Origin of the sequence: Amycolatopsis vancoresmycina (assembly GCF_000716785.1) — a bacterium.
GTDB classification, from domain to species: Bacteria; Actinomycetota; Actinomycetes; order Mycobacteriales; family Pseudonocardiaceae; genus Amycolatopsis; species Amycolatopsis vancoresmycina.
On the sequence record NZ_JNYY01000004.1, the window covers coordinates 290,669 to 312,079 of the forward strand.

The 21,411-nt window shown below is 71.1% G+C and carries 14 protein-coding genes; 7 read left to right on the forward strand and 7 right to left on the reverse strand.

Annotated features, from left to right (window positions below; genetic code table 11):
• Positions 1-60: 60 nt before the first annotated feature.
• Complete coding sequence (locus tag OO60_RS11185) at positions 61-507, reverse strand: DUF3761 domain-containing protein (protein ID WP_003079584.1); 447 nt, start codon at positions 505-507, stop codon at positions 61-63.
• Between the two features lie 91 nt (positions 508-598).
• Between OO60_RS11185 and OO60_RS11190 the strand changes: the two genes are divergently transcribed.
• The 3 genes from OO60_RS11190 to OO60_RS11200 all read left to right on the forward strand — a co-directional run bounded on the left by OO60_RS11190 (position 599) and on the right by OO60_RS11200 (position 4,511).
• On the forward strand, positions 599-1,666 hold the full coding sequence (locus OO60_RS11190; RefSeq protein WP_003079582.1) for a sensor histidine kinase: 1,068 nt from the start codon (positions 599-601) through the stop codon (positions 1,664-1,666).
• 7 nt (positions 1,667-1,673) lie between these two features.
• A complete protein-coding gene (locus tag OO60_RS11195; RefSeq protein ID WP_003079580.1) occupies positions 1,674-2,339 on the forward strand; it encodes a response regulator in 666 nt (221 codons plus the stop codon).
• 114 nt (positions 2,340-2,453) lie between these two features.
• Positions 2,454-4,511 carry an MMPL family transporter gene (locus tag OO60_RS11200; protein WP_033261290.1) on the forward strand — a complete coding sequence of 686 codons (2,058 nt, stop codon included), beginning with the start codon at positions 2,454-2,456 and terminating at the stop codon, positions 4,509-4,511.
• Positions 4,512-4,694: 183 nt separating this feature from the next.
• On the opposite strand, the gene OO60_RS11205 is transcribed toward OO60_RS11200, so the two are convergent.
• The gene (locus OO60_RS11205) at positions 4,695-7,031 is read right to left on the reverse strand and encodes a GH92 family glycosyl hydrolase (RefSeq protein ID WP_033261291.1); all 2,337 of its coding nucleotides are present in this window, start codon (positions 7,029-7,031) and stop codon (positions 4,695-4,697) included.
• A 175-nt stretch (positions 7,032-7,206) separates the two neighbouring features.
• On the opposite strand from OO60_RS11205, the gene OO60_RS11210 reads away from it, so the two are divergent.
• Complete coding sequence (locus OO60_RS11210) at positions 7,207-7,512, forward strand: antibiotic biosynthesis monooxygenase family protein (protein ID WP_003079575.1); 306 nt, start codon at positions 7,207-7,209, stop codon at positions 7,510-7,512.
• Between the two features lie 53 nt (positions 7,513-7,565).
• On the opposite strand, the gene OO60_RS11215 is transcribed toward OO60_RS11210, so the two are convergent.
• Both OO60_RS11215 and OO60_RS11220 read right to left on the reverse strand, forming a co-directional pair.
• Positions 7,566-9,737, reverse strand: a complete 2,172-nt coding sequence (locus tag OO60_RS11215; protein ID WP_003079574.1) for a 3-hydroxyacyl-CoA dehydrogenase NAD-binding domain-containing protein — start codon at positions 9,735-9,737, stop codon at positions 7,566-7,568.
• An 8-nt stretch (positions 9,738-9,745) separates the two neighbouring features.
• A complete protein-coding gene (locus OO60_RS11220; protein WP_003079571.1) occupies positions 9,746-10,957 on the reverse strand; it encodes an acetyl-CoA C-acetyltransferase in 1,212 nt (403 codons plus the stop codon).
• Positions 10,958-11,117: 160 nt separating this feature from the next.
• Here OO60_RS11220 and OO60_RS11225 point away from each other — a divergent pair, with 160 nt between their 5' ends.
• The 3 genes from OO60_RS11225 to OO60_RS11230 all read left to right on the forward strand — a co-directional run bounded on the left by OO60_RS11225 (position 11,118) and on the right by OO60_RS11230 (position 14,425).
• Positions 11,118-12,296, forward strand: coding sequence for a TetR/AcrR family transcriptional regulator (locus OO60_RS11225; protein WP_003079569.1), 1,179 nt, complete (start codon positions 11,118-11,120; stop codon positions 12,294-12,296).
• Positions 12,297-12,391: 95 nt separating this feature from the next.
• Complete coding sequence (locus OO60_RS46395) at positions 12,392-12,586, forward strand: hypothetical protein (protein ID WP_155848881.1); 195 nt, start codon at positions 12,392-12,394, stop codon at positions 12,584-12,586.
• A gap of 15 nt (positions 12,587-12,601) precedes the next feature.
• On the forward strand, positions 12,602-14,425 hold the full coding sequence (locus tag OO60_RS11230) for an HEXXH motif domain-containing protein (RefSeq protein WP_033261292.1): 1,824 nt from the start codon (positions 12,602-12,604) through the stop codon (positions 14,423-14,425).
• Here the strand turns inward: OO60_RS11230 and fxsT are convergent, their stop codons facing one another.
• Genes fxsT through OO60_RS11245 form a run of 3 tightly spaced genes read right to left on the reverse strand, consistent with a single transcriptional unit; the run spans position 14,426 to position 21,339 of the window.
• A complete protein-coding gene (gene fxsT, locus OO60_RS47745; RefSeq protein ID WP_003103440.1) occupies positions 14,426-18,853 on the reverse strand; it encodes an FxSxx-COOH system tetratricopeptide repeat protein in 4,428 nt (1,475 codons plus the stop codon). It lies immediately after the preceding gene.
• Position 18,854: 1 nt separating this feature from the next.
• Positions 18,855-19,913, reverse strand: coding sequence for an AAA family ATPase (locus OO60_RS11240; RefSeq protein WP_003103438.1), 1,059 nt, complete (start codon positions 19,911-19,913; stop codon positions 18,855-18,857).
• Positions 19,903-21,339 carry a VMAP-C domain-containing protein gene (locus OO60_RS11245; RefSeq protein ID WP_003103436.1) on the reverse strand — a complete coding sequence of 479 codons (1,437 nt, stop codon included), beginning with the start codon at positions 21,337-21,339 and terminating at the stop codon, positions 19,903-19,905. Before OO60_RS11245 ends, OO60_RS11240 begins: the two co-directional genes overlap by 11 nt.
• Positions 21,340-21,411 lie beyond the last annotated feature (72 nt).

Here is a 21,411-nt window from a genome sequence, read left to right on the forward strand (position 1 = left end):
CATGCAACTTCATGCACTGTACCTACGGGGTGACGGGTTTCCGCATGACTGGCGGGTTCGTCACAGCCAGCTGCGCACGCCCCCGTGGCCGGAGCAGGTGCCGGAGCGGTGCTGGCTGTAGCTGTAGGTGCCGTCCTTGCAGACCGCCGTTGCGCCGGACGGGTTGTCGCCGGGCCGGTGGACGCAGTTGCCGTCCGAGTTCCGGTAGTAGTCCGCGGCGCAGCCGGTGGGCGCCGGCGCGGCCGGGGTCGTCGTCCGCGGCGCCTTGGACTTCGGCGCGGTCGTCTTCGGGGCGGCCGGGGTCGTGGTGACGACCGGCGCCGCGGAGGACGTTGCCGGCACCGAAGCCGGCGTGGGTGTCTCGGTCGGCGCCGGATACGCCGGAGCTGAATACGTCGGACTCGCGGGGGCGAGAACGCCGAGATTCCCGGCGTCCTTGGGCGGCACCGCACCGGCCCCACACCCCGCGACCAGGACACCCGCGGCCAGTACCGCGCCGAGCTTCATCCGCACGCCGACTCCTTAGCCTGACGAAGTAATGCCGCAGGAGTCGGCGGAACGAGCCCGGCTGTTACGCGTGTTCTCCTAAACTTTCCGCATGTCCTGGTTGCGGCGGTACGCGGCGGAGCTCGCGGTCGTCGTCGCGGTGCTCGCCGGCTCGGTCTTCGCCGTCCTCAACGACGGCGCCAAGCCCGCGCACCACGCCGCGGCCGGGTGGGTGCTCACCGTCCTCTGCTGCGCCGCCCTGTTCCTCCGGCGCCGGTACCCGCTGGGCGTCGCCGCGTTCGCGCTCGTCTGCTGCGCGCTCTACTACCCGCTGACCGATCCCGACGGCCTGGTGCTGCTCGCCTTCGCGTACGCGCTCTACAACGCCGCCGCGGCGGGGCGGATCCGCGGGGCCGCGCTGCTCGTCGTCGCCGCGATGGCCGGGGTCGCGGTCGGCGAAGTCAGCTCGCGGACCGGGCGGCACGTCGACAACTTCGCGTTCTTCCTGATGACCGGCTGGTTCGTCGCGCTGGTCGCGGGCGGCGCCGTCGCGCACTACCGGGCCGAGGCCGAGCGCACCAAGGAGGCCGAGGCGCGGGCGCGCGCCACCGAGGAACGCCTGCGCATCGCGCGGGAACTGCACGACGTCCTCGGCCACCACCTGTCCCTGATCAACGTCCAGGCCGGCGCCGCGCTGCACCGCCGTGACCCGGAGCAGGCCGAGGCGGCACTCGGGGCGATCAAGGACGCCAGCAAGACCGCACTCCAGGAGTTGCGCGCGACGCTCGGGATGCTCCGCAACACCGGCGGGCCGAGTCTGCAGCGGGTCGCGGAGCTGGCCGAGTCGGTCGGCGCCTCCGGGGTGACTGTGCGCACCGAAATCGACGGCGTCGCCCGGGACCTGCCGCCGGAGGTCGAGCACGCGGCGTTCCGGGTGGTGCAGGAGGCGTTAACGAACGTTAGCAAGCATGCCGGCGCGAAGACCGTCGTCGTCCGGCTCGGGTACGGCGCCGACGAGCTGTCCGTGCAGGTCGACGACGACGGCCGCGGCGGTGCGGCGCCGGCGGGCAACGGCATCCGCGGGATGGCTGAACGTGCGCGGGCGCTCGGAGGCGACGTCACCGCGGCGCCGCGCGAAGGCGGCGGATACCGGGTGCGCGCCCGGCTGCCGGTGCGATGATGGGCCGATGATCCGGGTCCTGCTCGTCGACGACCAGCGGCTGGTCCGCGCCGGATTCCGGTCCATTCTGGACGGCGAGGACGACATCGCCGTCGTGGCCGAGGCCGCGAACGGGCGCGAGGCGCTGCAGGCCGCGCACGACCACCACCCGGACGTCGTGCTGATGGACATCCGCATGCCCGTGCTCGACGGCCTCGCCGCCACCCGGCACCTCCTCGAAGACCCGGGCGTGCCCACGAAGGTCGTCATCCTCACGACGTTCGACCTCGACGAAGACGTCTACGGCGCGCTGCGCGCGGGCGCGAGCGGCTTCCTGGTCAAGGACACCGAACCCGAGGAGCTGATCCACGCCGTCCGCGTCGTCGCCCGCGGCGACGCGCTGCTGGCGCCGTCGATCACCCGGCGGCTGATCGCGGAGTTCGCCGCGCGCGTCACCCGCCCGGCGCCGTCGCCGGCCCTCGACCGGCTCACCGACCGCGAACGCGAAGTGCTGTCGCTGGTCGCGGCCGGGCTGTCGAACGACGAAATCGCCCGCGAGCTGACGCTCAGCCCCGCGACGGCGAAGACGCACGTCAGCCGCATCATGACCAAGACCGGCAAGCGGGACCGGGCGCAGCTCGTCGTTCTCGCTTACGAGTCGGGCGCGGTGACGCCCCGCTGGCTGACGCCCTGAGCCGTACTCCCACGGGAGTACGGGAAACGCCTTAAGGGACACCGCCGGGAGCACGTCAAGTGTCCTCCCGTGCGCGACGCGGAGCAGGGCCGGTTTCGCGAATCCTTGTCCGCCATGGACACCATCACTCGCCCCACCGGGGGAAGCCTGGCCCGCGTGGCCGGCTGGGCGCAGCGCCACCGGTGGCTCGCCGTCGCACTCTGGGCGCTGGTTCTCATCGGCGTCACGGTCACGTCCCGCCTCACCGGCAGCGCGTTCCACGACGACAACTCGCTGCCCGGCACCGAATCGCAGCAGGTCGCCGACCTGCTGGACCACACCGCGCAATCCGGCGCGAGCGCGCAGATCGTGCTGAAGGCCGACGGCGTGACGGGGCTCGCCGGCGAGCGTGCCGCGGTCGAAAACATTCTGCGAAATGTCCGATTGCAGCCACACGTGCGGTTGGTGACCAACCCGTTCGAGGCGCTGTCGTCCGACGGCCGGATCGGCTACGCCACCATCACCTTCGACGCGGCATCGACCGAGCTCCCGTACGACGACATCGTGAAGTTCGCCGACACCGCGAAGCAGGGCGGCCCCGTCGAGGTCGCCCTCGCCGGCGATCCGATCGAGCGGATCTCCGGCGGCGGCGGGCCCGCGGAAGGCGTCGGGCTGCTCGCCGCGCTGGTCATCCTCGTGTTCCTGTTCCGGTCACTGCTCGCGGCCGGGCTGCCGGTGCTCACCGCGGTGTTCGCCGTCGGCAGCACGCTCGGCGTGATCACCGTCGTCTCGCACTTCGTCGACATCGCCTCCTACACCTCGCCGCTGATGATGCTGGTCGGGTTCGGCGTCGGCGTGGACTACGCGCTGCTGATCTTCTCCCGCTACCGCACGGAGATCCTCGCCGGGCACGACCGCGACACGGCCACCCGGCGGGCGCTCGACACCGCGGGCCGTTCGGTGCTGTTCGCCGGGACGACGGTCATCATCGCGCTGCTCGGCCTGCTCGCGCTCGGACTCGGCGGGCTGCGCGGTGTGGCGCTGTCCGTCGCGCTCACCGTCCTGATGACGATGCTCGCGTCGGTGACGCTCCTGCCCGCGTTGCTGTCGCTGTTCGGCGAGCGGCTCGAACGCGGCATCCGCCGGCACGCCGCGAAACGCGACCACGCGCGGCTCTGGCGGCGGCTCGCGGAGGGCGTCCAGCGACGTCCCGCGGCGCCGCTGGCGATCGGCTTGCTCCTCCTCATCGGGCTGTCGATCCCGGCTGCGGGGATGCGCCTCGGGTTCGCCGACGCGAGCACCGATCCCGCCGGATCGACCACGCGGAAGGCCTACGACCTGCTGGCCGAGGGCTTCGGGCCGGGCTTCACCGGCCCGCTGGTGGTGCTCGGCGTCGACGGCGATCCCGTCGCGGTGCAGCAGACGCTCGCGTCGACACCGGGCATCGCCCGCGCGCTGCCGCCGATGGGCCGGACCGTCCTCGCGTTCCCGGCGACGTCGCCGCAGGACGAAGCGACCGCCGAGCTGGTGACACGCCTGCGGACCGACGTCCTCCCGAATCTGCCGGGCCACTACCTCGTCGGCGGATCGGTCGCGGCCGCGACGGACTTCGCCGGCGCCGTCGCCGATCGGCTGCCGCTGTTCGTGCTGGTCGTCGTGGGGCTGTCCGCGCTGCTGCTGATGGTGGTGTTCCGGTCGATCCTCGTCCCGCTCAAGGCGGCCGTGCTGAACCTGCTGAGCATCGGCGCCTCGCTCGGCGTGATGACGCTCGTGTTCGGCGACGGCTGGTTCGGCGCGCAGCCCGGCCCGATCGAGGCGTTCGTCCCGGTGATGATCTTCGCGATCGTCTTCGGGCTGTCGATGGACTACGAGGTGTTCCTCGTGTCGCGGATGCACGAGGAGTGGCGGCGCACGGGCGACGCACGGCTGGCGGTGCGCGAAGGGCTCGCCGCGACCGGCGGCGTGATCACCGCGGCCGGCGCGATCATGGTGCTGGTGTTCGGCGCGTTCCTGCTCGACCCGTCGCGGATGCTGGCACAGTTCGGCCTCGGGCTGGCGGTCGCGGTGCTGCTGGACGCGCTGGTGATCCGCTGCCTGGTCGTCCCGGCGGTGATGCGCCTGCTCGGCGCCCGGGCGTGGTGGCTGCCGCGGTGGCTGGACCGCCGGCTGCCGCACCTCGCGCTGGAGCCGTGAAGCAGGGATGGCCACCACGGCGTGGCGGCCATCCCCCTCCCCCTCGGCGCGCGCCGGCCGACGTGGATCCCCGGCGCCGAGTGACGTTACCGATCCCGGGGGAAAGCGCGGGCGGTCTCGGGCGCGGGGCGTCGACCTGCGGTTTCCGCGCACGCGGGCGGCGCCGACCGGCAGAATTGCCGGTCAGCTCCCCCAGGCCGCCGGCGTTTCGGACAGGCGGAACGCCAGCGTGCCGCCGGTCCGCAGGAAGGAGGCGTCGAGCTTCCAGTCCCGCTGCGGCCGTCCCGACCGCCGGACGTCGGCGACGTACTTCCCGCTGCCGGACGTCGTGATCCGGATCGGCGCGCCGCCCGCCGGCCGGATCACTGCGCTGGGGAACAGCGGGCTCGAGAGCAGCAGTTCCGCGGTGCCGGGCGTCCGGGGGTAGAGGCCGAGCGCGGCGAAGACGTACCAGGCGGACATCGTGCCGAGGTCGTCGTTCCCGGGCAGTCCCGCCGGGCCGGTCGTGTAGACGGTGGTCACCAGCTGCCGGACGGTCTCCTGCGTCTTCGCCGGCTGCCCGAGCTCGTTGTACAGCCACGGCGCGTGGATGTCGGGCTCGTTCGTCGGGTCGTACTTGAGCGGGCCGCCGCCCTTGAGCTGCCAGTTCCCGTTCGCGTCGTGGAAGAAGGCGTCGAGACGGGTGACCGCGGCGGTCTTGCCGCCCATGGCGTCGGCGAGGCCGGACACGTCCTGCGGGACCATCCAGGTGTAGGCCGCCGCACTGCCCTGCGCGAAGCCGCGGTCGCTCGCCGGGTCGAACGGGGTCACCCAGCCGCCGTCGAGGTTGCGCGCCTGCGCATACCCGGTCGCGGGATTGAAGACGTTCCGCCAGTACGCGCCCCGGGCGCGCATCTCCGCAGCTTCGCGCGGGCGACCCAGCAGCTCCGCGAAATGTCCGATTGCGGAGTCGGCGACGGCGTCTTCGAGCGTCTCGGCGGCGCCGCCCCAGCAGTGGCAGACGTCGTTGGGTGCGTAGTGCGACGTCAGGTACTGCGCGAGGTTCGGCCGCTGTCCGACGCACTGGCCGGGGCAGCCGCCGTCCTGCAGTCCCTCCGGGCGGGGGGCGGTCGCCTGCCGGTACAGCGAGTCGAACGCGCCGCGGTAGTCGAAGTTGCGCACGCCCATGGCGTAGAAGGTCGCGACGGTCGCCGCGGACGGGTCGCCGGTCATCACGTGCGTTGCGCCGTTGACGTGCACCCAGCGGTCCCAGACGCCGTCGTTCTGGCGGGCGTAATTGTACAGCGACTGTACGAAATTCCCGGCTATGTGCGGTTGCAGCAACGCCAGCAGCTGCACCTGCGCGCGGTACTGGTCCCAGCCGGAGAAGTTCGAGTACTGCGCGTCCTGCCCGCGCTCGACACGGTGGGGTTTGCGGTCCATGCCCAGGTACTGGCCGTCGACGTCGCTGACGAGGTTGGGCTGCTGGAGGCTGTGGTAGAGCGCGGTGGTGAAGACGATCCGCTGGTTCGCCGTGCCGCCGCCGACCTCCACGCGGCTCAGCTCGGTGTTCCAGGCTTTCTTCGTCCTCGCGGCGATGCTTTCCACCGTGGACCTGTCCGATTGCTCGGCCGCCAGGTTGCGCTCGGCGCCTTCGAGGGAGACGTAGGAGATCGCGATGCGCATGGTGACGTCGCTGCCGGGTGCGAAGGTGACGTACCCGCCCGAGCCGCGGCCGGCGCGGTCCTTGCCGGTCGCGTAGCCTTCGCCGCCGGTCTGGTCGAGGCCGCCGGGCTGCAGCGTCGCGTCCTTCCACGTTCCCGTGCCGGTGAAGGGCCGGTCGAACCGCGCGGTGAAGTGCCGGCGGTAGTAGGACTTGCGGTTGTTGACGCCGCCGTTCGCGCGACGGCCGCAGAACGCACCGGTGAGCACGGACCCGGTGACCGTGCGGTTCGCCGGATCGAGGTGGGTCTCGGCGTCCTCGCTGCCGTTGAGGGAGTTCGAGGTGCGGAACAGCAGGGACGCGGGCTTGTCCTTCGGGTAGTGCAGGGCGGCGATCGCGGTGCGCTCGGTCGCCGCTGCGTCAGTGGCGACGCCGTTCTGCAGGACGAGACGGTACCGTCCCGGCGTCGCGGCTTCGTCTCCGTGACTGAAGTTGCTCGCGTAGACAGCGTCGGTGGTGTCGGCGGTCGGCGAGGAGGTGACGTCGCCGGCGAAGGGCAGGATCGGCACGTCGCCGGCGGCGCCCGGGTTGCAGCCGGCGCCGTTGACGTGGGTGAGGCTGAAGCCGCGGATGCGAGTGGTGTCGTACTGGTAGCCGTTGGCGGCGCCGGTCGACGTCTGGTCGCCGCGGGTGCTGGTCGGGCTCCAGGCGAGCATCCCGAACGGCGCGGTCGCACCGGGGTAGGTGTTGCCGTCGCCCGCCGAGCCGATGAGCGGGTCGACGAAGTCGGCGGGGCTGAGGTCGGCGGCGGCTGACATCGTTGTCAACGTCGAGGCGAGGAGGGCGGCGGCGAGTGCCACCGTGACGGGACGGCGCATGGACGGAGGTTAACGCGCGTTAAATGGCTTTCGGGCGAACACAAACGGACAAACTGCCGGACACACCGGTGCCGGCCGGGATCGCCGATCGCCGGAGGTGCAAGTCCGATCATTCCGAGCACGTCGTCTCCGACCGCGAGTACCGTCGAGCCCCTCGACGGATCGGGGACCGACGATGATCGCACGCACCTGGCGCGGCTGGGCGCCCGCCGCGACGGCCGACGACTACGAGCGGCACTACGCGACCGCGGTGGCGGAGCACCTGCGTGACGTGCCCGGCTTCCGAGGTGCCCGATTGCTGCGCTGCCCGGACCGCGACGAAGTCGAGTTCACCTCGATCACGTTCTTCACCGACCTCGACGCCGTACGCGGCTTCGCCGGCGAGAGCTACGAGGACGCCGTCCTGGAGGAGGACGCGCGGCGAGCGCTGAGCCGCTGGGACGACCACGTCAGCCACGCCGAGGTGGCCGTCGCGCTCTGAAAACCGTGAAGGCCACCCCGAAGCACTCGAGGTGGCCTTCACGGAACTACTGCCTATTCGTAGATCTCGCCTTTGGCGGCCTTCTCCACGAGCGAAGCAGGCGGCTCGAAGTGGTCGCCGTAGCGGGCGGCCAGCTCACGGGCCCGGTCGACGAAGCCCTGCAGGCCACCCTCGTACTGGTTGATGTACTGGATGACACCGCCGGTCCACGCCGGGAAGCCGATGCCGAAGATCGAGCCGATGTTGGCGTCGGCCACCGACGTCAGCACGCCCTCGTCGAAGCACTTGACCGTCTCCAGGGCCTCCGCGAAGAGCATCCGCTCCTTGAGGTCCTCGAACGGCACCTCCGCCGAGCCGGACTTGAACGCGTCGCGCAGCCCCGGCCACAGGCCGGCGCGCTTGCCTTCCGAGTCGTACTCGTAGAAGCCCGCGCCCGTCGAGCGGCCCTTGCGGTCGAACTCCTCGACCATCCGGTCGATCACGGTCTCCGACGCGTGCGCCTTCCACGTGCCGCCCGCGGCCTCGATCGCCTCGCGCGTCTCCTTGCGGATCTTGCGCGGGAGGGTCAGCGTCAGCTCGTCCATCAGCTGCAGCGGCGGCGCCGGGTAGCCGGCCTGGGAACCCGCCTGCTCGATCGACGCCGGCTCGACGCCCTCGCCGAGCGCGGCGACGGCTTCGTTGATGAACGTGCCGATCACGCGGGAGGTGAAGAAGCCGCGGCTGTCGTTGACGACGATCGGGGTCTTCTTGATCTGCAGCGTGTAGTCGAAGACCTTCGCCAGCGTCGCCGGGGACGTCTTCTCGCCGCAGATGATCTCGACCAGCGGCATCTTGTCCACCGGCGAGAAGAAGTGGATCCCGATGAAGTCCTCGGTCCGCTGCACGCCCTCGGCGAGGGTGGTGATCGGCAGCGTCGAGGTGTTGGAACCCAGCACCGCGTCGGCGTTGACGACGCTCTCGATCTCGCCGAACACCTTGTGCTTCAGCTCGACGCTCTCGAACACGGCCTCGATGACGAAGTCGACGCCCGCGAAGTCGGCCGGGTCGGCGGTCGGCTTGATCTTCGCCAGCAGCGCGTCCGACTTCTCCTGCGTGGTCTTGCCGCGCGAGAGCGCCTTCTGCTCCAGCTTCTCGGCGTAGCCCTTGCCCTTCTCGGCCGCCTCCTGCGAGACGTCCTTGAGGACGACGTCGATGCCCGCCTTCGCCGAGACGTACGCGATCGCCGCGCCCATCATCCCGGCGCCGAGCACACCCACCTTGCGCGCGGTGTACTTCTCGAAGCCGTCCGGCCGCGAGCCGCCCGAGTTGATGGTCTGCAGGTCGAAGAAGAACGCCTTCGTCATGTTCTTCGAGACCTGGCCGGTGGCGAGGTGGATGAAGTAGCGCGTCTCGATCTGGATGGCGGTGTCGAAGTCGACCTGCGCGCCCTCGATCGCGGCGGCCAGGATCGCGCGCGGCGCCGGCATGTTCGCGCCCTTGATCTGCTTGCGCAGGTTCGCCGGGAACGCCGGCAGGTTGGCCGCGAAGCTCGGGTTGGACGGGGTGCCGCCCGGGATCTTGTAGCCCTTGACGTCCCACGGCTGGACGCCGCCCTCGGGGTTCGCCTTGATCCACGCCTTCGCGGCGGGGACGAGCTCCTCGACCGTGCCGACGAGCTTGTGCACCAGGCCGAGCTCGAGCGCCTTGGCCGGGCGGTGGCGCTGGCCCTGGAGCAGGACGTTCAGCAGCGCGCTCTGGATGCCGAGCAGGCGCACGGTGCGGACCACGCCGCCGCCGCCGGGCAGCAGGCCCAGCGTCACCTCGGGCAGGCCGATCTGGCTGCCCTTGACGTCGGCGGCGATGCGGTGGTGCGTCGCCAGCGCGATCTCCAGGCCGCCGCCGAGCGCGGCGCCGTTGATCGCCGCGACGACCGGCTTGCCGAGCTGCTCGATGCGGCGCATCTGGCCCTTCATCGCGCCGCTGCCCTCGGTCAGCTCGACCGCGTTCTCGGGCTTCGCCTGGATGAGGTCGTTCAGGTCGCCGCCGGCGAAGAACGTCTTCTTGGCGGACGTGATCACCACGCCGGTGATGTTGTCCTTCTCCGCTTCCAGGCGGTCGACGGTCACGCCGAGCGACTCGCGGAATTCGGCGTTCATCGTGTTCGCCGACTGGTTCGGGTCGTCCAGGGTCAGGGTGACGATGCCGTCGGAGTCCTGCTCCCAGCGGATGGTCTTGCTCTCGGCCATTAGTGTCCTCACACCCGCTCGATGATGGTGGCGACGCCCATGCCGCCGCCGATGCACAGGGTCACCAGCGCGCGGCGCGCCTGGCGGCGTTCGAGCTCGTCGACGACGGTGCCGACCAGCATCGCGCCGGTGGCGCCGAGCGGGTGGCCCATGGCGATCGCGCCGCCGTTGACGTTGACCTTCTCCTCGTCGAGGTGCAGGTCCTTGATCCACTTGAGCACGACGGACGCGAACGCCTCGTTGAGCTCCCACAGGTCGATGTCCTCGGGCTTGAGGCCCGCGGTCTTCAGGACCTTCTCGGTGGCCGGGGTCGGCCCGGTGAGCATGATCGTCGGCTCGGAGCCGATCGACGCGGTCGCCACGATCCGGGCGCGCGGGGTCAGCCCGAAGGTTTTGCCGACCTGCTCGGAGCCGACCAGCACCAGGGCGGCGCCGTCGACGATGCCGGAGGAGTTGCCGCCGGTGTGGACGTGGTTGATGCGCTCGACCGAGTGGTACTTCTGCAGCGCGACGGCGTCGAAGCCGCCCAGCTCGCCGATGCCGGCGAAGGCGGGCTTGAGCTTGCCGAGGCTCTCGACGGTGGAGCCGGGACGGCGGTGCTCGTCGTGGTCCAGGACGGTCACGCCGTTGATGTCCTTGACCGGGACGACGGACTTGGCGAAGTAGCCGCCGGACCAGGCCGCCTCGGCGCGGTCCTGCGAGCGGACCGCCCAGCGGTCGACGTCCTCGCGGGAGAAGCCCTCGATGGTCGCGATCAGGTCGGCGCCGGTGCCCTGCGGGACGATGTAGTTGTCGTACGCGGTGGCCGGGTCCATGAACAGCGCGCCGCCGTCGGAGCCCATCGGTACGCGCGACATCGACTCGACGCCGCCGGCGATGACCAAGTTGTCCCAGCCGGAGCGGACCTTCTGCGCGGCGGTGTTGGTGGCCTCGAGGCCGGAGGCGCAGAAGCGGTTGAGCTGCACGCCGGCCACGGTCTCGGGCAGGCCCGCGTTCAGCGCGGCGGTGCGCGCGATGACCGCGCCCTGCTCGCCGACCGGGGAGACGACGCCGAGGACGATGTCGTCGATCGCCTTCGGGTCGAGGTTCGGGTGGCGGACCTTCAGTTCGTTGATCAGGCCGACCACCAGGTCGACCGGCTTGGTGCCGTGCAGGGCACCGCCCTTGTTCTTGCCGCGAGGCGTGCGGATCGCCTCGTAGATGTAGGCCTCGCTACTCACTGAACAACTCCTCGCGAGCGTGTCGGAACGTCGTCGTACCTGGCCGTGTCACAGCCGAGCATACCGGCCAGTAGGGCTAATGCCCATTAACATATCGCCGGATAACCCCATGGTGTCAATGGGTTGCAGGTGTGCGATGAGCCGCTATCGTTCACTCACCATGACCGACGTCGAACGCAGCTCGCGCCCCCGCGACCGCAAGGCCCAGCTGGCCGCGGTGGCGGCGGAGCTGTTCCGCGCGCGGGGCTTCCCCGGCGTCGGCATCAAGGACATCGCGGACGCGGCCGGCGTCACCGGGCCGGCGCTGTACCGGCACTTCGCGGACAAGCAGGCGATCCTGGCGTACGTCGTCCTCAGCGGCTTCGACGACATGGAGGCGGCGACGGCGGAGGCGCTGACCGACGCCGTTGCCCCCGCTGACCAGCTGGAAGTCCTGCTGACGCGGCTGGCGACGCAGGCCGTCGAGCGCCGGGAGATCGCGGCGCTGTGGCGCTGGGAAGGACGTCACCTCGCGAAGGAGGACCAGCGGGAGATCGCCCGCCGTTCGACGCTGGCACTGGCGGCGTGGGCGAAGGCGCTGCTGGCCCGGCGGCCGGACCTGCCGGGCGAGGACGCGGAGCTGCTCTGCTGGGCCGCGCTGTCGGTGTTCGGGAGCGTGTCGGTCCACCACACGTCGGTGGCGCGCCGCCGCTTCGCCCAGTTGCTGGTCGACCTGGCGCTCGATGTGCTGAACGCCACACTGCCGGCACCGTCCCCGGCGGACGATCCGCCGTCGTTGCGGCTCGGCACGCCGTCCCGTCGCGAGCAGGTCCTGGCCGCGGCGACGGACCTGTTCGCCCGGCGCGGCTTCCACGACGTGAGCATGGAGGACATCGGAGCGGCAGCGGGCATCGCGGGTCCGAGCGTCTACCGCCACTTCCCGAGCAAGGCGGCGCTGATGGTGGCCATCGGCCACCGCGCGGCGGACCGGCTGGCGCTGGCGGCGGAGCAGGCGCTGCAGACGTCGGACGAACGTTCGGCCCTACGCCGGCTGGCGGCGTCGTACGTGCAAACGATCGTTAACACACCGGAGCTGCTGGTGTCGTTCTCCGCGGACCGCGTGACGATGCCGGACCGCGACAAGGCGGACCTGCTGCGGGTGCAACGCGATTATGTGGCCCAGTGGGTGACGCTGCTGTCGGCGGTGCGGCCGGAGCTGCCTGCGCGCGAGGCGAAAATTACAGTCCATGCAGCGTTAACGATCGCTAACGATCTGGCCAGGACGCGCCGCGTGGCATCACGGCCGAACTTCGCGGCCGAGCTGACGGCGTTGCTCCGGACCGTCCTCGGCGTGGGCTGATCGGCGCACGGCCTCCGTCCCTGTCGCAACCGCTCGAAATGCGGGACAATGAAACCGGGCCGACGGGGTCCGTTCTCCCTGCGAGAGGGGAAATCGTGACGCAGCAACCGCGCTCGGGCGGAGAAGCGGGAATCGAATCGGAGCTTCTCGACCTCGGCGGCGTGTCACTCGCGCGGCTGCGCACCCTCGACGGCAGCGAATTGCGCAAGGCATTACGACATGCGGTCGAAAGGGTCACCTACATCCCGGTGACCGCAAGCGAGGGCCAGGGCGCGAAACGGGTCGACTGAGAGGCGGTACCTCCGGTGCCCAGCGGCCAGCACGCCCCCGGACTCGGCACGCACCACCTCCCGTGGCCGGACTTCGACTCGCTCGCCCGGTCCGAGGGTGACCCGGGTCCGGTCCGCGAACTCCGGGCGGCGGAACGCAGCCGCCGGCTCCTGCTGCTGCGCTCGCTGATCGACCAGACGACCAAATCGGCCGACCTGTTCACCCCGCTGCCTTCGCCCGAAACGGCCTGGGAATTGCTCTCCCGGGTCGAACGCGTCGCGCCCGCGCAGATCGAGCTGATTCTCGCGCACCCCTACACCGGCAGCTGGGCCGGCTACACGACCCGGTTGTGCCGCCAGGACGTCACGGGGGTCTGCCCGTTCTGGGTGCACATCGGGCACGTCCACGCCCTCGCGGCAGCCGCGGCGATCCGCGCCGGACTGCCGTTCGAGACGGAAGTACCGGTCTGGCAGGGAAAGGTTTCCCTGCCGACGCTGGGAATGGCGACGCTACGCACCGACGCCCCGTTTTCGGTGGCGCGGGTGAGCTGCCGCGACGGCGTAGTCAAGGTGGAGAACCAGATTTCGGTCGTGCGGCTTCCCGCGGACCGCATCACCGACGCCCCCGGCTGGTGGGGCGTCCGCGAAGCGGTGATGTGGTCGGGCGAGCGGCGGCTGGCCATCCGGCTCGACGACCTCGATCCCTACCGCGGACTGTACGAACCCTTGCCGCCGCGCCGGCTGACTTCGGTGGAGACCGAGTCGTGGCGCACGGTCCTCGGTGAGGCATGGCACCTGCTGACCACGCTGCTGCCCAGGATCGCCGAAGCACTGCCGGAGGGGCTGGACTCGCTGGTCCCCGATCCGGCCGTCCCGTTCCGGCTGCCCAGTGCGTCGACCGGCGAGGCGTTCGGGAGCGCGATCATCGCCTACGGCGACCACGCCCCGACCCTGGCGGCCGCGCTGGTGCACGAGTTCCAGCACATCCGGCTCGGCGGCCTGCTGCACCTCGCCCGGCTGTACGAAGACGATCCGCGAGAACGCTTTTACGCGCCGTGGCGGGAAGATCCGCGTCCCATCGGCGGGCTCCTGCACGGGATCTACGCTTTCTTCGGCGTGACGATGTTCTGGCGCGCCCTCGCCGCGGCGGAGCCGGACGATCAGCTGGCCGCGTTCGAATTCGCCCTGTGGCGAGCCCAGACCTGGCGCACGATCGGCGTGGTGCGCCCGGATCGGAGCCTCACCCCGGCCGGACGGCGGTTCGTCGACGGGGTCGCGGAGCTGCTCGAACCGTGGCAGGACGAACCCGTCGCGCCGGGACCGGCCACGTGGGCCGCCGCAGCGGCCCGGGACCACTACGCCGCCTGGCGGGTCCGCCACCTGCGCCCGCACCCGGCGACCGCCGAGGCGCTCGCGACCGCGTGGCGCGCGGGCCGGTCGCGGCCCGGCATCGGGCCGCTGCCGGAACCGCGGAACCCGACCCCGGTCCCCGACGGCCCGTGGCACGACGCCCGCACGGACCTCCTCCGCCTCCGGCTCGGCCCCGACGGCGAAGCCGCGCTGGCACGCCGGGGCCCCGCCGTGCCGGGCGCGACCCGAGCGGACATCGACTGGGTGGCCGGGCGCACGGACGACGCCGTCGCCGGCTACCGGCTGCTGCTGTCCGAGGAACCCGACGATCCGTGCGCGCTGGTGGGCCTCGGGCTGGCCCTCGCCGCCCGCAGCACCGGCCCCGCGTCCCGGGCCCTGCTGCACCGCCCGGAACTGGTCCGGGCGGTGCACCGCCTGCTCCGCGAGGACAACGGCACGGCTCCACCCGTCGAATCGGTCGCCGGGTGGATCGGCCGCTTCACGAACTGACTACATCGGCATCGGGTCGATGTCGCAGTCGGCCCGGATTCCCTGGGACGCGTTGATCGTGCCGGGGTGGTCTTCGCTCAACACCAGCCGGTACCGGATCATCACGTCCTCGTAGAGCCGATTCGCCTCCGCCATCTCGCCCAGCACGCGCAGGTCGATCGACCGGTTCAGCTGGACCGCCAGCGTGGTCGGGTGGTCCGTGCCCAGCACGCGGCGGGTCCGCTCCAGTAGATCGGCGTCCATCGCGGCCGCCTCGTCCACCCGGTCGAGCGCGAACAGGTCGCTCGCGACGTTGATCGCGCACACGATCGTGTGGGGGTGGTCCTCGCCGAGCTGGCTGCGGAACTCTTCGAGCGACCGTTCGTCCAGGACCCGCGCGCTCGCCGGGTCGCCGGACAACCGCAGCGTCACGCCGAGGTCGAGCGCCGCGGACAGCGTGTGGGGGTGTTTCTCGCCGAGGCTCTCGCGGTACAGGTCGAAGACCTGCTCGCCGAGTGAACGCGCCTTGCCGAACTCCCGTGCGTGCCGCAGGTCGATCGAGTGCCCGAGCGCACACGCCATCGCGTTCGGGTGCCGGTTGCCGTACCGGATCCGGAACCGCCGCAGCGCATCCGCGGACAGGGCGCGAGCCGCTTCGTGGTCGCCGTCCTTGCGAGTCGCAACGGCCTGGTAGTAGCGGCGGCGAAGGGTACCGACGCTGTCGCCGCCGTAGAGCTGTTGCGCCCGCTCGGCGATGTTCTCCTGCTCGATCCGCGCCCACGGGTAGTCGCCCAGTTCACGCCGGGCGATGACCAGGAGCACCTGGGTGCCGATGGTCGTGACGTTGTCGAAGCCGAAGACTTCGACGCGCCGGTTGTAGGTGTCCTCGGCCAGCTCCCGTGCCCGTTGGTATTCACCGGTGAGCAGCAGGGCGATGACGAAGTCGTGCGCGGCGACCAGCGTGATGGGGTCGTCGTTGCCGAACAGTCCCCGTGCCTTGAGGTAGGTCTCTTCGTTGTACCTCCGCGCGTCCGCGAACTGACCTCTCGCCTTGAGGATGAGCGCGTAGGTCAGCTGCGCGTTGAGCGTCTCCTCGCTGTCCTGGCCCTTCGCCTCGAGGTACCGGTTCAGCGTGTGCTCGCTCGTCTCCGCCGCCTTGGTGTACTTGCCCAGCGACCACTGGTAGTAGGCCAGCCGCTCCGACGCCTCCAGCTCCTGCAGCGGCGGGTCTTCCAAGGGTTCCTCGCCTCGCTCGGCGCGGGCCAGGCGGTCCTTTTCCCACGTCCGGACGGCGAGCTCGGCCAGGTTCAGCGCACCCTGGTGGTCACCCCAGTGGTGCAGGAACCGGAACAGGTTGATGACCAGCTGCCGTACCCAGCCGTCGGTGCACTCGACGAGCTCGGCGTCGTAGATGTGCGGCAGGACCTCCTGGTAACGCGGCCACTGCCGGGGCGACGACGGGTCGTTGGGGTCCAGGTTCGCCAGCAGCATGTGCGCGCCGTGGCGCATCTCGAGGCGGTGCTGGTCGCTCATCCGGTTGCGCAGCACCAGCTGGACCAGCCGGTGCAGCAGGATCGTGTCGCTGCGGTGGTCGATCTTCGCGAGGCCGTAGCGGTTGATGTCGCGGACCGCGCGGGCCAGGCGCATCGGGTCGCGCAGGGCCGCGTCGAGTTCCGGGGAGATCGACACCCCGCGGACGCCGGCGAACAGGCTGCGCGTGATGGGCTCCGGTGCGAAGAACGCGCACACCTGCAGCAGCTGGTGGGCGGCCGGGCTGCGCGAGCTGAGTTCGTCGAACGACACGTTCCACGCCGCGGCGACGGAAACCTCGTAGTCGCGCGGTTTCGAGGTGTCGAGGATCTCGGCGACCTTCTCGTCGAACAGCCGCAGGTACTCCTCCGCCGACATCCCGGTCTCGGCCAGCCAGGCGGCCGCCTGCTCGATCGCCAGCGGCAGGTCGCCGAGTTTCTCGGCGATCCGGTCCGCGTCCTCGTCGGCCAGTTCGGGGCCGCGGCGGCCCAGCAGGAGTTTGCTCTCCTCGCGCTCGAACACGGCGACTTCGAGCGGGCGGGCGATCCCGGCCCAGTCCGGGTTGCGCGACGTCACGAGGATTTCGCCGGTGCCGCCGACCGGGAAGAACGGCCGGACCAGGTCGGGGTCCTCCGCGGAGTCGAACACGAGCAGCCAGCGCCGGTAGGGCGCGCCGATCCGGAGGGCTTCGAGCACGGCGGGCACCGCGGTGATCGCCTCGTCGGCGCCCTCCAGCCGCAGGTGCTGGGCGAGTTCGGTAAGCGACGTGCGAATCGCCGTCGGCTGGGTCGCCTGGATCCACCAGACGACCTCGTAGTCCTGCAGGTGCCGGTAGATGTACTCGACCGCCATCTGCGTCTTCCCGATACCGCCCATGCCGTGCAGCGCGGCGGGCAGCACGGCCGTGGTCCCGACGCCGAGGCGCTGCCCCAGCTGGCCGAGCAGCTCCCGGCGACCGGTGAAGTTCGCGTTGCGCGGCGGGATCGCACCCCAGACCGGCGGCGCTTCTTCGCCGGGGCGCCGCTCGTGGCGTTCGGTCGCCCGGACCTTGGCCACCACCTCGGCCCGCGACCGCGGGGGCAGTTCGGTCACCGCCACGTCGTCCGCCGGCGGGCCGGCGACGGGCTGGGTTGCATCGGGGTGGTTCCGGAGAACCGCGCTATCGGGCGCCTGGGACATCGTGTCACTCACCGGTTCGTTCTCAATGATCGTCGTGCTGTTGTCTCTAACCTTTGATCGGTCGCGACCCGGGCCGACTTGTGCCTCTGCCTCGATCGTGTCGAGTCGGTCGGCCCGGGACAGATACGGCCCGGAGAGGGCACGCATCACCGCCCGTTCGAGGGCGACGTCCTCGGCGGTGTCCGCCGCCGGGTCCGGATCGGGAGTGCTGTCGGGTTCGATCAGCGCCTCCCGCAACCGATTCAGGGCGGGGTGGTCACCGCCGAAACGCTGCAGCGCCGCGTCGACCGCGCGCACGGTCTCCGAACGCCGCGCGCCGCTGAGGAGGACTTCGCGCACCTGCGCCGGGATCCGCCAGCCGCCGTCCTCCCACGAGCTGCCGTCCCCGGCCGGTTCGAGCAGGCCGGAGGTGAAGACCTCGGCCAGGTGCGCCGGGCCCGAATCGCTGACCAGCTTCGTCTGCAGCGCCCGGGCGACGCCGACGCTGACCGGGACGGCGGCGAGCAGCGTGGCCAGCCGGTACGCCGCCGGGGACGCCACGCTGCGGAACCGTTTCACGCGGTCGCGGGCCGACGGCGCCTCGGCGGGTTCGTCGGGCACCTCGGTCACCCGCGGCCGGTCGCGGGCCAGCAGCACCTTCGACGTCAGTCCTTCGCCGCCGCCGGTGACCAGGCCCGCCCACCAGCGCAGCCAGCGCGGTCCCAGCTCCAGCACGGGCACCGGCACCGCACCGGTCTTGAGCTCTTCGGTGCCTTCGGGATCCAGCCAGCCGTCGAGGAGATCCCAGTGGTAGCGGCGGTTCGGGCGGAGCGCGCCGCGGACCGTGACGAGCGCGCGGTGCAGTTCCAGTCCGCCGCGGCGCCAGAGCCGCTGCGGCATCAGGTTCACGATGGCGACCGGCATCGCGCGGGCCCACAGCGCGAGCACCGGCGAGACCAGGTCGCGGCGCCAGGCGTCGCCGACGCCGTCGGTCAGCACGAGCACCACCCGGCTGCCGGACGGGTCCAGCAGTTCGGCGGGACCGCGGGCCGGGGTGTCCGACGTGCCGCCGCGCAGCACCGGGCCGAGCACCGTCCCGTCCTCGGCGTAGCCGGCCTTCCCGGTGTCCAGCAGGCGCAGCTGCACGGACCGGAAGGCGCCCAGCCGTTCCAGCAGCGTGACGAAGTCGGCGACGGTCGAGCGCCAGAGGGCCAGCGACGGCGCGGCGTCGATCACGACGGTCAGGTCGAGCCAGCGTCGTCTGCCCTGCGTCGTGATCGGGAACCAGCGTCCGGTCTCGGACGCGTTCTCGGCCGTCCTGGCTTCGTCGAGTTCGACGTCTTCCTCGCGCAGCGATCGCACCTTCTGCTTGAACGGCCGCAACGCCCGGATCAGCTCCGCCTGGCGCGGGAGGGCCGGCTGGGCCGGCGCGACCTCGGTTTCCTCTGGCCCGAGCGGGAACAGCACCGTCGGCGCTCTCGGCTCACCGGACGCGAGCCGGCCGCTCTGCACGGTCACACCCACCACTTCGACGCGGTCGCCCGGAGCGGACGGGTCCGGTCCGGCCCCGGATTCGCCGAGCGACCCGGATTCACCCGGGTCGGTGACCGGAGCGCCGGCTGTGCCGGGCGGCCGGTACGCCTTCGACGGCGCCGGCTTCGGCGCGTTCCCCCGCATCACCGACGCCAGCAGCAGCGCGTCGGCGAGCTCTCGCCACGTCAGGTCGTGGGCGTCCGGAACGCCTGCCGGTCCGCCCGCCATTTCACGACACCAGGGAGTTCAGCTGGCGCCACAACGCGTCCACGAGCCGCGGCCAGGAGTCGCCGTTCTCCGAATAGGCGCCGGATGTGGCGAGGTACACCGCGTCGAGCAGCTTGTCGGCCGGCAGGCCGCCGAGCGCCGCGCTGCGGGCGACGAACTCCTCGATCAGCCGGGACCGGTGCTCGTTGCCCGGGTCGACCGCGTGCGCCGCCACCATCGCGGCGAGCTGCTCGGTGTCCGGGTCCTTCGTCTCGAACCGCAGGCACCGGCGCAGGAACGCGGGCGGGAAATCGCGCTCGCCGTTGCTCGTGATGACGACGACCGGGAACGCGGCACACGCGACCCGGCCGCCCTCGAGCACCGCGGTGCCGTGCGGATCGGCCGTGAACACCTCGACCAGCGGTGAGCGCCGGGCGGATCTGGCCAGCTCGGGAATGGTGAATTCGCCGTCCTCGAAGAGGTTCAGCAGATCGTGCGGGAGATCCGAATCGGATTTGTCCAGTTCGTCGATCAGCAGCACGCGCGGCAGCCGCCGCGGGAGGAATGCGGTGCCGAGTTCGGCCAGCCGGACGAATTCCCCGATCGGTGGATCCTGGTACTCGCCGGACGGCGCAGCGGAAACCGCCGATCGGGTGCCGGCGGCCTGCGCGCGGCCGATCGCGTCATACCCGTACAGGCCCGATTTCAACGTGGTCAGCGACGTGATCGGCCACCGGAGTACGCGCCCGAGACCCAGTTCCCGCGAAATGCGGTAAGCCAATGTCGATTTACCGCTGCCCGGGCGGCCGGTCACCAACAGCGGACGGCGGAGGTACAACGCGGCGTTGACCATCTCGACCTCGTGCGGGTCGACGTGCCGCGCCGACAGGTGGTGTTCCAGCCCCAGCCTGCGGTCCGCTTCGCCGTCGTCCGGCGGCACGAGGTCGAGTTCCGGCAACGGGCCGCCGGTGAAGGTGCGCCACGGCGGCGCGGGCGGCAACCGTTCGGCGAGCACGACGTCCTGCAGCGGCCGGCCGGTTCCGCGGTAGATCCACCAGTCGGGTGGCCCGTCAGGATGCACGGTTGTCACCGAATCCTCCCTGCTCGGAAGGGTCCGGTACGTCGTCGCCGAGGAACACGAGCCGGCTCGGGTCGTCCCACAACACCACCAGGTCACGGAAAACGTCGATATCGAACGGTACCTGCCGGCCCTGGAAAACCGCCTGACGGGACTCTTGCGTCCGGGCAGGCAAATCCCCCAATCGATCGCCACCGACAAGCCAGGCTACCACCTCACGCAAGACATCCGAACCGGCACTCGGGTGCCACACAAGGGCCGGAAGGCCCGCGCGGAATGCCGTGAAAAGCTGATCATGCCCCGGAATGGGGCGCGCGGGCGGCGACTCGCTGAGCACCATCATGACCCACTGCTGGTCACTCAGGATGGCGCCCAGCCGCAGCTGCTCTTCGGTGTCCTTGTCCTGGCAGAAATACACGCGTTCCATCGAAGGATCGGTCATCAGCGCCGACCACCGCACCCGCCATCGCCGGTGCCATTGGCGGGAGGTCATCCGTTCCAGCGATCTGACGACGATCGGATAGGTCAGGAACAGCGGTTGCGGGTCACCCGACCGCCGCTCGGTCGCCCACCGGTGCACGGGAATGTTCAGCAGGGACCGCGGCAGGACGAATTCGAGCACGACGTCGGCCGCCCGCCCGGACCAGGCCCGTTCCGCCTGGACGACGAGATCGTCGACGTGGTCCTCGAGGTCGGGGGCCCGCACGAGGACGCAGTCACCGCACGGCGGCGGCCATTCGTCCGGCTCGTCCTGGCGCCACGAGCACACGAGGTACCGGTCGGGTTCGATCCCGTCCGGCTGGACGACGATCATCAGGTGCAGTTTGCCGCCCTGGCGGCGGGTTTGCGCGAGTTCGGCGCGGAGTTCGTCGAGTGCGGTGTCGAGCCGGTAGCGCCGCGCCTGCCCGTTCGTCCAGTCGCGCAGCGGCCCGCGGCGCGTTTCCGCGCACTCCGTGGCGATCAGTTCGACGAAGATCAACGCCGGCGGCAGCTCGCCCGGCGCGGCGTTGAAGTCCGCAAGAAAGCAGAAGGCCGCCCAGGCGTCCTCGAACTTCGGCGGTGGCGCGGAGTTCCGCGCCGCGCGCCGGGCCGCGGCGACCAGGCCCGACGGCGTGAAGCCGGCCAGCCACCGCCGCAGCCGCTCCTGTTCGGCCTCCGGCACCACGTCGTGCACCGGCAACGCGGAGACCAGCCGGTGCACCTCCGCGTACTCCGGTGTGCCCGGCCGCATCAGCTCCAGCACCGCGGCCAGTATCGCCATTCCGTCGTCGACCCGGCTGCAGATGTTCACGATCTCGATCAGCTGGTCACGCGCGGTCAGCTGGTCGGAAATGGCGAACGGCACCTTCAGCGCCGCCCGGAGTTCGCCGAGCATCAGCGAGCGGATGGATCTGTCGTCGGCGAAGCCCGCTTCGACCAGGACGTCCACCAACGCCTTGCGGACCGCTATCCCCACCGTGGCCCGTCTCAGCCCAGACGACACCTGACGAACCACCTCCCC

Bases quoted from the DNA above. Each gene is read 5' to 3' on its own strand.
- OO60_RS11190 (WP_003079582.1), top strand. From the start codon at position 599: ATGTCCTGGTTGCGGCGGTACGCGGCGGAGCTCGCGGTCGTCGTCGCG.
- OO60_RS11225 (WP_003079569.1), top strand. From the start codon at position 11,118: ATGACCGACGTCGAACGCAGCTCGCGCCCCCGCGACCGCAAGGCCCAG.
- OO60_RS11210 (WP_003079575.1), top strand. From the start codon at position 7,207: ATGATCGCACGCACCTGGCGCGGCTGGGCGCCCGCCGCGACGGCCGAC.
- OO60_RS11200 (WP_033261290.1), top strand. From the start codon at position 2,454: ATGGACACCATCACTCGCCCCACCGGGGGAAGCCTGGCCCGCGTGGCC.
- OO60_RS11205 (WP_033261291.1), bottom strand. From the start codon at position 7,031: ATGCGCCGTCCCGTCACGGTGGCACTCGCCGCCGCCCTCCTCGCCTCG.
- OO60_RS11185 (WP_003079584.1), bottom strand. From the start codon at position 507: ATGAAGCTCGGCGCGGTACTGGCCGCGGGTGTCCTGGTCGCGGGGTGT.
- OO60_RS11195 (WP_003079580.1), top strand. From the start codon at position 1,674: ATGATCCGGGTCCTGCTCGTCGACGACCAGCGGCTGGTCCGCGCCGGA.
- OO60_RS11215 (WP_003079574.1), bottom strand. From the start codon at position 9,737: ATGGCCGAGAGCAAGACCATCCGCTGGGAGCAGGACTCCGACGGCATC.
- fxsT (WP_003103440.1), bottom strand. From the start codon at position 18,853: ATGGCGGGCGGACCGGCAGGCGTTCCGGACGCCCACGACCTGACGTGG.